Raw genomic sequence first — 10762 nt, forward strand, 5'->3', positions numbered from 1 at the left:
ATGGGGCTATTTAGTTTTCGGTTTTCTTCCTGTTTGAGCGATGCGTCGGGATTCGGAGATCCCTCCTACAAGAGAACTAAATCCCTAATTAAAGTAAATTTGACATTATAGTGCTTGTGCAATATAATATAGATTGGTATTTTCGACTCATCATGAAGTTTGGAGCCGGATATGCACACCCCACAGGTTATGGAGCATTACGAAAATCCACGGAATATTGGTACAATCAGAGACGCGGATGGAGTGGGGGTTGTAGGTACACCCGCTAGCGGCGAAATGATGAAGCTCACAATTAAGGTTTCTCAAGAGCGGGTTGTCGATGCGAAGTTTAAGGCATTTGGGTGTCCAACTGCAATCGCAGCCAGTTCCCTCATCACAGAACTAATCAAGGAATGCACAATTCAAGAAGCACTAGATATAACGAATCGGCAAGTTGATGAAGCACTTGGAGGATTACCGCCGGATAAAGCGCGCTATGCGGTACTTGCCGAGAAGGTATTAAAAGCTGCTATCCATAATTATAATTTACATTTGAATAAAAAAGGGGGATCAAGATGATTACAGTTACTGAAGCTGCAGCCAAAAAGGCACAACTGTTAATGCAAGGTACGATGGGAGAAGAGAGTGTAGATGCTGACGCGGAGCACGGTCTGCGTATGCAGGTTGTCGGTGGAGGTTGCTCCGGTTTTCAGTATAATCTTGGGTTTGATGAACTACGGAGTGGTGATAAGGTCTTTGAACAGCATGGGTTAAAGGTTTTCATCGATTCGCGTAGTACACTCTATCTCGCCGGTTCAACGCTAGACTATAACGATGGTTTGATGGAGTCAGGCTTCAAAATTACCAATCCCAATGCAAGGTCCGAATGTGGTTGTGGCGAATCTTTCAGCGTGTAAACTGGATTCGTGTTTCATAGGTACAGGCAGGAGATTCAGACTGAGTTTCCTGCCTTTTTTGTGCTCATACTGGCAGGTTTTCTTTTTACTAGTCGGCTTTCTCTTTCATAAGCGCATCAAGCTGCTGCCGGGCGTAGGCAACAATCACACTCTCAGGATAATCTTGAATGAGTGCAGAATAGGTCTCTTGTGCTTTGTCGGGCGCATTGAGTTCCCAACGGTAGATGTCCGCGATTTTCGCTATTGCCTCCGCTGCGATTGAACTCTCCTCCAAAACGGTGACCTGCTGATATGCCGTGATAGCATCAGTGTATCGCGCTTCACGCTCATGAATTCCACCAATTAGCATCCAGAGATCATCAACGATGAGCGCCGTCGGATATTCCTTCATCGTTTCTTGGCACAGTTGTAATGCCTCCTCGGTGTCTCCGCTTAAATCGCTTTGCATTGCTTCGAGGTAACGTTTGAGAGGTTTGTTGCTATAGTCTGAGTTGGATTGGATCAGGACAATTCTGTCTAGTGAATCGTTGCTCAATGGATTGGACATCGCAATATCAAGCACACCCTTATATGCCGCAACTGCCGATTCAATATCGCCCCGAAGCAGATGTGCATCGCCGATTAGTTTTTGAGCCTCCGTCTTGAAATTGCTATTCCCATCAGCAATAGGACGAAGTACAATCTCTGCTATGTTGGACTTGCCCTGCAAGATGTAACACGTTGCCATGCCAAGTTGAATCTGTATTTTTTCGTCAGTCGACAATGATTGATTGGCTAACGCTTGGTAAACGTGCAGTGCAGCCCCCGGATCTCGTATTCCGTGTAACCAGACGTGTCCCAAGAGCAGTTGCGCAGATGGCTGGTTGTTCCGTCGCGTCATACTTGTTAAAACTGTCAAAGCATCATCCCACCGTCCCCACCGCTCATAGAACCGTACCAACTTCATCTGTGCGCCCCAAGCCAGATGCGTATTTGGAAAGAGTTCAGCAATTGCCTGATAAAAATCTGCCGCCTTAGGGTTTTTGTTCCGCTCCAGAATTTGTGCATACTTTTCAAGGATGCGTCCACGGTCAGCGGCGTAAAGTTGATGCAGCCGCCTAAAATTTCTGAGCGCCAAATCCAAATTCCCGCGATAGAAATAGGCCTCTGCCAAAGACAGAACGAGACTCGGATTTTGTGACGCCGCTCTCAGCATCACTTGGAGTCGGTCAATTACCCCCTCAAGCAGCCGCTTTTGTTGAGCGCCTTCGTAGATCTCCGCCATGCTTTGGATAAGCGTATCGCGCCCACTGTAGCCAATATCCACAACACTTAACGCGCGTAGATAGGTATTGACCGCCATATCAACCTGCCCTTGAATTTTGTAGACATCCGCGAGCCGGTTGTAGAGTTGAGCATTCTTGGGACTGAGGTTGAGGGCCGTTTCATAGACTTCAACAGCCTTTCTATACATCTGATGAGATGTGTATATTGACCCTAGCTGCTGGTATCGATAGGCTTGATCCGGATCATCTTGGACAATTTTAGCCCACTGCTCTGCAGCAAGATCTTGCTGCCCTCGCTCCGCGTATAGCTCTCCAAGTTTCTTCAGAATATCTGTATTTTTCGGATTTTGCTTAAGAGCAGTACGGTATAGGGATAACGCCTCGTCGTATTTCTCCTGCGCTTTATAGAGATCCGCCAACTGGTCCATCAGATTGATATCGTTCGGCTTGTGGCTCAGTTCAGCCTGTATTAATTTCTCTGCGTCAGTGTACCTGTGACGAATTCGACACAGTCGAATAAGGCTATTGAGCGCACTGTTACGGTACGGAGAGGTCGGGAAATCATTTAGGAAACTTCGGTAACTTCCAATAGCCTCGTCATATCCGCCGTCTGCAAAAGTGTATTGGGCAATCAAATAACGCGCGATCGCTGCGGTTTGCGTTTTCGGATATTTGTTGGCGAGTTGTCGACATCGGGTAATCGCCTCTTTGTACTGATACCGATCGCGAAAAAGTGCCCCAATTCGATGCACCGCTTGGCTTGCATATGAACCGTCTGGATCATCATCGATCACCGCCTGGAAACTTTGAAGTGCCATGGCATCATCGCCAAGTTTCTCGTAGGAACGCCCTAAATTCATACGGATTGCATCCTTTGAGTGTTGGTGTAGGGGTGTTTTTAGTAGCGCTTTATACGCTTCAATCGCCTCTGAATATTTCTGGGAATAGTAGAAATCGTGGGCGTTCTGAATCGCGATTCGGTCCTCTTTAATGGGTGGAGTTTGAGCCAAAGTTGTCAGAGGAATGAAGAGCCAAGTGGGTATCAGGAAAAGTAGGCATAGAAGTATCCTCAACCGTATGCTAACTCTTGTGGGTTGCAGCGGACTTTGCAGGGGTAATTCTAGTTGCTGGCGGTCTAAAGATAAAGTGGGTGTCATCATGTTTTGTTGATTGCTATTGTGATGCTCCTTTTCTGTCAGATTTCTCCGTCCCGTTTACGCTATAGACGAATAGAGTAGAACAAGGGTTGACTTTTTTAAGGTTCAAACCTCATTAATCCAACCCAAGCAGGGAGAGGGAATCACGATGGATGAGATCCTCAATGTCCTGCTCTGGGACCTGTGGCATATTGGTGCCTTCGGCAAATCGGTTGGCGGTGCGGAGTGCGTCGATAGTTTCCTCAATAGTGGCGATTGGGAAATCGCTGCCAAAAAGAAGTTTATCAATCACACGATTTTCATGACAGAATGCCAGTGCCTGATACCCCCACCAAGGTCGCAGGGGAACGCCGCCGGAGACATCGGCAAACACATTTGGATGCTTGCGTATCATCACCATTGCGTCAGTGTACCAAGGGAGTCCGATGTGAGCAAGAATAATCTTCAGGTTTGGGAATTCACGAGCAACGGGATCATAGAGCAGCGGATTTGCCCACTCCATCGGCGTATTGGCAATGACATGGTACGCCGCATGTGTGAGGATGGGGAGTCCCAATTCTTCCGCACGGCGGTGCACCCGTCGAGCCCTATCGCCCTTTGGATTATAGTGTTGGTATACCGGGCTCATCTTGATGCCCTTGAGTCCCAAATCGTTGACGCATCGATCAATCTCATCCAATGCGTCCGGATCGTTTGGGTCAACCGACATAAAGCCGATGATTTTTTCTGGATGCGCCTTAGCGTACGCGGCGATGGCGTCATTCGGTGTGTGCATACCAAGCGCGATGGAATTAATGCCGAAGACAATTGCACGCGAAACAGCTGCCACCGCTTCCCAATGTATTTCGGGTGTGACTTCTAAGTCAATTCCAGTGTAACCGGTGTATCCCCGGTCAAACGCTTCGACAAAGACTTTGCCCCACTGCTCGCGGGTAGAAAGGTGTGTATGTACGTCGATAATCATGATAAACCTCCGACTCGATAAACCCCTGCCACGGATAGATCTATAATCCAAAAGTTATGTTACCAGAGTTTAGCAAATTGATACCTCACCCGTCAACATAGAAATATCTGAATGGGCGAAGTAGTCGGTAACCAACACTTTTCCATTGACATGCAAGGGGGAATGGATATAATAGCGTAGCTGGGGCGGGACGGATTCAGGGGTCTTGGCTCTCGCGGAATTTCGTACTGTTCACGGGATTGAGGAAAGCATGGTGCACCCGACGAAAAATGATAGCAAAGGCGACGTTACCTTTCGAGCGGTACTTATCGGTTTAGCACTTGTGCCAATCAACGTCTATATCGTCGTGCAGTGGGAAACGGTCTGGAATACACAGTACCCAACCACAATGACGATTTTTTATAACGTTGTTTTTACCTTCCTGTCCTTGATTCTAGTGAATATGCTGCTGAAGCGGTGGCTGCCGCGGATTGCATTGAGTCAGCAGGAGCTGCTGACAGTTTATACAATGCTCTTCTTGGCGGTCTGTGTCAGTGGACACGATTTTAGTCAATCCATATTTTGCACACTGGGCACTGCCCGTTGGTCTGCGACGCCGGAGAACGATTGGAGCAACCTCTTTTGGAAGTATCTATCGCAACGACTCACCGTAAATGACGATCAGGTGCTCTACGGGTTTTACAAGGGAGAATCGACATTTTACACCGCCGCCCACATCAAAGGCTGGCTTGAACCGATGGTGTGGTGGACGCTCTTTCTCTCAGTGGTTGCGTTTACCATGTTCTGCCTGAACATCATCATCAGGAGACAGTGGATTGAGAAGGAGAAATTAACCTATCCGCTCGTTCACCTGCCTTATGAGATGAGCCGCGAGGGAAACGGACATCACCCGTTTTTCAGAAACAAACTGCTTTGGCTGGGGTTTGGGTTAGCCGCTGGCATCAATCTGATTAATGGTACAACTTTTCTGTTCCCCGTACTTCCGCAGATTCCACTTGGATACAATCTCAATGTGTATTTTACAGAGCGTCCCTTCAATGCGATGGGTAACTTTCCTGCCCAGTTTAATCCTTTCGCTATTGGTCTTGCTTTCGCCATTCCGCTCGATCTCCTCTTTTCGTGCTGGTTCTTTTTTCTGCTTTGGAAAGCACAGCGAGTCGTAGGCAGTATGATAGGGATTAACATGCCCGGATATCCATTTGTTGCGCAGCAGGTCCTTGGTGGATATCTGGGAATCGCTATCGTCTCCTTCTGGCTGGGGAGGAAACCGATTTGGCAGGTTATGAAGAGGGCGATAGGGGCAATGTCAGAGGCGGACGATTCCGACGAACCGATGAAGTACAGAACGGCAGTAATCGGGATAATTCTGGGATTCAGCTTTCTGGTGTTCTTTTCATATCAAGCCGGCACGACGGTTCAGTTTGGATTGGCGTTCTTCAGTGTTTACTTTGTCATTGCGTTTGCACACACACGAACACGAGCGGAGCTTGGTCCCCCAATTCACGGGATTTTCCACTACGGTCCGCTCCAACTTTTTATAGCGGCGGTAGGCAGCCGCAAACTCGAAAGTCAGACATTGACGGCAGCAGCCCCATTCTGGACGTTCACAAAACAGTTCAGGAATCATCCGATGCCGTATATGCTCGAAAGTTTCAAACTGGCAGACCGGTCGGGTATGGATACCCGCAAACTGGGGAAAGTCATTATGTTCTCCGTCGTCGTGGGTATTATCGTAACTTTCTGGACATTTTTGCAATTCAGCTACAAATGGGGCGGCATCAGTGAAGGGCGGGGTATAGGTGCCTATACGGTGATTGAGCGGTGGCTTGTACGTCCACTAGAACCGGATCCGCAATCGCTTAGTGCTGTTGGCATTGGTGCCTTGGTTGTGTTTATCAACACGGTACTGAGGTTACGGTTCTTATGGTGGCCCCTGCATCCGTTAGCTTATCCGATAACGGGGTATATACCCTTTGAACACCTGTGGTTCCCATTTCTTATCAGTTGGGTGGTAAAAGGATCAATTCTCAGGCACGGCGGGATACAGATGTACCGTCGAGCATTCCCGTTCTTTCTGGGACTGGTCTTGGGCGCGTTCACAATAGGTAGCCTCTGGGGAATCGTTGGATTGGTGACTGGTATACCCACCTATGCGTTTAAGCGATGGTGAAAATATAGACGTCCAGCGGATCCGACAGAGAAGTGATAGAGATCAATTTTGCCAATGTCGCGTCCCCCATCAGACAGCAGCATATTAAGCAGATGGATACTGGTATTAGGAGGAGAAAAAATGTATAAACGTCATCGACTCGCCCTAGCGGGATGCGGCGGCATGGGTCGCCGGCACCTGCGTGGGTATCGTACCCTAGAGAACTTTGAGCCCGGCCGAATTGAAGTTGTCGCCCTGATCGATCCAGAGTTGGAACGCGCTGAATTTGTCGCTGGTGAGGTAGAGGAGTTTTTTGGCACACAACCACAGGTGTACCGTTCACTTGAGGACGCTGTCGCAGGTTCAAGCGACATAGAAGTGCTGGACATTGTTGCTGCGGCATCAGCACACCATTCGATTGCTGGAGTTGCAGCGGAAAATGGTGTGCACGTCCTGTGTGAGAAACCGATGGCACCGACCGTGGCAGCCTGCCGGGCAATGCAAGCCGCCGCCCAGCGATACGGCACTGTGCTCTCCATAGCAGAGAACTACCGACGTGACCCCATAAGCCGCCTAGCAAAGGCACTGCTTGCGGCAGGTGCTATCGGCGATATCCGCACTGTCCTAGATTTTTCTGCCGGTGGCGGACGTAACGCCTCCGCTGGGGGCTGGCAATACCTCCGTAAACAGGGTGGATCCATTCTGGAGTCTGGCGTCCACAACGCTGACATGCAGATGTACTTGGCTGGTCCCGTCGAGCAGGTGACGGGCAAGGTTCGCCTTCAGGAACATGAGCGAATCTTCAAGGGAAGACGCGTAAAAGGATTTCACGATCACTACGCCCACACCTATCCCGATGTTCAGGCAGCGGATGCCCCTGACCTGATGATGGCAACGCTTGAATTTGAAAGCGATGCGTTGGGGCAGTGGCTATATGACAAGGCAGCGCACGGTCCTGGATTTCGTCGTTTCACGATTTTCGGTAGCGACGGTCAGATCGACCTGCCGTCGGTGCGCACCGGTCAGCCGTTACGCCTCTTTCGGGACGATCATGAGGGCGCGTTTGATGACGATGATGTGCTGGCACTTGTCCCTGACTTCTCGCTTGACGACCGTACCGCTCGGCTTTTCGGTGGTGAACGGCTTGTGCGTTACGATCAGTCCGAATCGGGTGCGGGCGGTGGCGGCGACTTAAACATCCTCGCCATGGAACTCGCGGAACTTTTGGATGCCATCGACAATGGAACGTCAGTCGAGGTTGGAGCAGAGGAAGGGTTGGTCGCTGTCGCCCTTGTGATGGCTTGCCATGAATCCTCGGAGGCGGGTCGAATTGTCCGCATGGAGGAGGTCGTCGGTGGGCGACTCAACACCTACCAGAATGTCGCAAACCGGGAGTTGGGAATTGAAACCTGAAGCGTTTATTAAATCAAAAAACCGTTCAGTATATGGGTTTTACAGCTTTCGATAAGCCCAGAAGCGGTGGATAGCGTCTTACAAATACTTTTTAACCTAACCAAGCGTTTCGCTAAAATCTAACCCCTCGCTCTGAGGGAAAAAGCCTAACGCCCAAACATGGAGGTACTCACATGAATTCATCTAACGAACAAATCATCTTTGAAGATAACTTCGACGGTCAACTCGATGCAGGTTGGTCATGGCTGCGAGAGGATTCGGGCGATTGGCGTCTCCAAGACGGGGGACTAGAGATTTGCGTCCGCCCCGGCGTAGCAGATACAGTCAGAAATGCGCTGTTGAGAGCCGCACCAGACCGTAATGATGGCACTTATGCCATCGAAGTGACTATCACCAACCATACCCTTCCCACCCAGCAGTACGAGCAGGCAGGGATTACGTGGTATAACGACGGTAAGCCGGTATTCAAAGAGGTTAAGGAACTTATCGATGACGATCTCTACATCATCCCCGGCAGAGCAGCGATGCCGGCGAAAAGTGTCCGGCTGCGCTTGCTAGTCACCGCTGATTCGTGGGAGGCGCAGTATTGCCCATCAGGCGAAACGGAATTCCAAACGGCGGCGACGGGAGAACTGCCTCCACCGGGCGAGGATCAAGTGAGCATCCAGTGCTACAACGGTCCCCCGGAGGGCGAACATTGGATTCGTTTCGAGAATTTTTGTATTAAACTGCTAAATTCCGATTAGTTGGCATAATTTTCGTGGCGGCAATGCAGGTTATACCTCTATAACCTCGTTGGTGTTAAAACGCTTTTTCGGTTGAAGCCGTTGATGGTTGTGATATAATCTTTTGTAATATATGGAAATGCGGTAATATGCAATCGGGTTTTTCACTTGAGAAGGAGGGAATCGAAAATGGTAAAGATTGCTTTAGCCCTTGGACCGGAACCGACCCCCGTTTGGACGTTAGCCAGGCAAGCCGGTGTTGAGTATGTGGTTGGCGGCCTGGACTTGAATCCAATACCGAATGCAAGCGACGAACAACAACCGTGGAGTTACGTGTCGCTTGCCCGCCTGAAAGCTACGTACGAGGATAGCGGATTTAACCTACAGGTGATTGAGAGCCGTCCCCCGATGGAGAAAATAAAACTCGGTTTGCCGGGGCGTGATGAAGAAATTGATATTATCTGTGAGTTTATCCGTAACATGGGGGCATTGGGAATTCCAGTGTGGTGCCCTGCGTGGATGCCGATTCTTTTTGTCCTCCGAACATCCGTCACGATTCCGTCACGTGGTGGGTCTCAGGTCAGTGGGTATGACCATGATTACATGAAGAATGCGCCTCTGACCGAGCACGGTGTCATCACTGAAGAGCAGCAATGGACGAACCTGAAGTATTTTCTGGAGCGTGTGGTGCCGGTTGCGGAAAAAGCCGATGTCAAATTGGCGATGCACCCGGATGATCCGCCGCTGTCGCCTATCCGAGGAGTTGCCCGGATTATGAGCAGCGTAGAGAATTATCAGAAACTCGTCGATTTGGTGCCAAGTCCTGTCAACGGGATTGGTCTCTGTCAGGGCAACTTCTCTCTGATGACCGATAACCTGCCCGAAGTGATTCGGCATTTTGGGGAACAGGAAAAGATTTTCTTTGTGCATTTCCGAGATGTGCAAGGAACACCCGATAAGTTCGTTGAAGCCTTCCATGACGACGGACAGGCTGACATGGCGGAGTGCGTACGTGCCTATCGTGATGTTGGCTATGCGGGAGTCGCACGTCCAGACCATTTCCCGAAGATGGGTGATGCTAGCATCCCGGATGAGCATAGTATGGAGCGGCTTTTTGCGATTGGTTATATGAAAGGATTGATTGAAGCAGTCTATACCGAATAGGATTGACTGTACATAATAAATTATGTGTCTCATAGACGCGAATGTTATGAAGACAGCAAAAAAGAAATCGATAAAGGAGGCGTGTATGGACACCGCATGTTTGGATTACTGTTTGACTGAAGATGAGCGGCTTGAATTTGAGCGTAACGGTTTCCTAATCATCCCTGACGCACTGACACCACAGATGACCTCTGACATTGAGGCGGTGGTGGACCGGATCGATGCCGAATACCGGGCGAATGCCGATATGGACGCTCACGAGTGGGTGCACAAGTTGGATTTCGTGGGACAAGATGAAGTCTTTCTGGACTTGCTCAATTGGCACAAGACATTCCCCAAAGTGTGGGGGATACTTGGCTGGAACATCCAGCTTTATCTCACGCACATGGATGTTACGCCTCCACCACCACCCGATGCGGAGCAGGAGAAGCAGCGGTTGGGCTGGCATCAGGACAGTGGACGTTTGAACGCCGAGTTAGAAACCAATCCCCGACCACGAGTTTCAGTCAAGATTGGCTACTTCCTTACCGATACGACTGAAACAGGTCGGGGGAATTTCTACGTCATACCGGGAAGTCATCTCCAGAACAAATTAGAGTTTCCGCCCGATGACGTTTCAGATCCGGAAGGGGCAACCCCTGTTTGTGTTCCGCCCGGCACAGCAGTCATTTTCGATCGGCGTATCTGGCATTCCCGAAGCCCGAATGAATCGGATATTACACGCAAGGTGCTGTTCTATGGCTATAGCTATCGATGGCTACGCCCAAGGGACGACATGACCGTTGGGGACTTTATTGACCGCTGCGATCCGATTCGACGGCAATTATTGGGATTTAGCACCAGTTGGCACGGCTATACCTCCCCGATCGACGAGGATGTTCCGTTGAGGTCGTGGCTCGCAGAACACGTAGGAGAGGAGGCAGTCGCTTGACCCTTATTTGGTGTCAACAGTTTGACCTACTCCCAACCCTCAAGGATTGGGATTCTCGCATTGCTTTGAGAATATCCGTCTCCCGTATAGACACACGG

At 49.8% G+C, this 10762-nt stretch carries 9 protein-coding genes; 7 read left to right on the top strand and 2 right to left on the bottom strand.

The genetic code is table 11. The annotated features are described in order from the left end of the window. Positions 1–171 precede the first annotated feature (171 nt). On the top strand, positions 172–558 hold the full coding sequence (locus tag J4G02_02645) for an iron-sulfur cluster assembly scaffold protein (GenBank protein ID MCE2393492.1): 387 nt from the start codon (positions 172–174) through the stop codon (positions 556–558). Then, positions 555–896 carry an iron-sulfur cluster assembly accessory protein gene (locus tag J4G02_02650; protein MCE2393493.1) on the top strand — a complete coding sequence of 114 codons (342 nt, stop codon included), beginning with the start codon at positions 555–557 and terminating at the stop codon, positions 894–896. The genes J4G02_02645 and J4G02_02650 overlap by 4 nt, the downstream gene beginning before the upstream one ends. 88 nt (positions 897–984) lie before the next feature. Here the strand turns inward: J4G02_02650 and J4G02_02655 are convergent, their stop codons facing one another. After that, complete coding sequence (locus J4G02_02655; GenBank protein MCE2393494.1) at positions 985–3234, bottom strand: tetratricopeptide repeat protein; 2250 nt, start codon at positions 3232–3234, stop codon at positions 985–987. A 199-nt stretch (positions 3235–3433) separates the two neighbouring features. Continuing rightward, positions 3434–4282, bottom strand: coding sequence for an amidohydrolase (locus J4G02_02660; protein ID MCE2393495.1), 849 nt, complete (start codon positions 4280–4282; stop codon positions 3434–3436). 205 nt (positions 4283–4487) lie between these two features. Here J4G02_02660 and J4G02_02665 point away from each other — a divergent pair, with 205 nt between their 5' ends. The 5 genes from J4G02_02665 to J4G02_02685 all read left to right on the top strand — a co-directional run bounded on the left by J4G02_02665 (position 4488) and on the right by J4G02_02685 (position 10664). Beyond that, positions 4488–6452: a hypothetical protein gene (locus J4G02_02665; GenBank protein MCE2393496.1), complete on the top strand. Its 1965-nt coding sequence runs from the start codon at positions 4488–4490 to the stop codon at positions 6450–6452. 120 nt (positions 6453–6572) lie between these two features. Continuing rightward, positions 6573–7844, top strand: a complete 1272-nt coding sequence (locus J4G02_02670; GenBank protein ID MCE2393497.1) for a Gfo/Idh/MocA family oxidoreductase — start codon at positions 6573–6575, stop codon at positions 7842–7844. A gap of 173 nt (positions 7845–8017) precedes the next feature. Further along, entirely contained in the window at positions 8018–8590 is a 573-nt protein-coding gene (locus J4G02_02675) for a hypothetical protein (protein ID MCE2393498.1), read from the top strand. A 168-nt stretch (positions 8591–8758) separates the two neighbouring features. Next, positions 8759–9733 carry a mannonate dehydratase gene (locus J4G02_02680; GenBank protein MCE2393499.1) on the top strand — a complete coding sequence of 325 codons (975 nt, stop codon included), beginning with the start codon at positions 8759–8761 and terminating at the stop codon, positions 9731–9733. Positions 9734–9818: 85 nt separating this feature from the next. Next, entirely contained in the window at positions 9819–10664 is an 846-nt protein-coding gene (locus tag J4G02_02685) for a phytanoyl-CoA dioxygenase family protein (GenBank protein ID MCE2393500.1), read from the top strand. Positions 10665–10762: the final 98 nt, after the last annotated feature.

The sequence above is a fragment of the Candidatus Poribacteria bacterium genome (genome assembly GCA_021295755.1).
In the GTDB taxonomy this organism is placed as follows: Bacteria; Poribacteria; WGA-4E; order WGA-4E; family PCPOR2b; genus PCPOR2b.

Bases quoted from the DNA above. Each gene is read 5' to 3' on its own strand.
- J4G02_02645 (MCE2393492.1), top strand. From the start codon at position 172: ATGCACACCCCACAGGTTATGGAGCATTACGAAAATCCACGGAATATT.
- J4G02_02650 (MCE2393493.1), top strand. From the start codon at position 555: ATGATTACAGTTACTGAAGCTGCAGCCAAAAAGGCACAACTGTTAATG.
- J4G02_02660 (MCE2393495.1), bottom strand. From the start codon at position 4,282: ATGATTATCGACGTACATACACACCTTTCTACCCGCGAGCAGTGGGGC.
- J4G02_02670 (MCE2393497.1), top strand. From the start codon at position 6,573: ATGTATAAACGTCATCGACTCGCCCTAGCGGGATGCGGCGGCATGGGT.
- J4G02_02675 (MCE2393498.1), top strand. From the start codon at position 8,018: ATGAATTCATCTAACGAACAAATCATCTTTGAAGATAACTTCGACGGT.
- J4G02_02680 (MCE2393499.1), top strand. From the start codon at position 8,759: ATGGTAAAGATTGCTTTAGCCCTTGGACCGGAACCGACCCCCGTTTGG.
- J4G02_02685 (MCE2393500.1), top strand. From the start codon at position 9,819: ATGGACACCGCATGTTTGGATTACTGTTTGACTGAAGATGAGCGGCTT.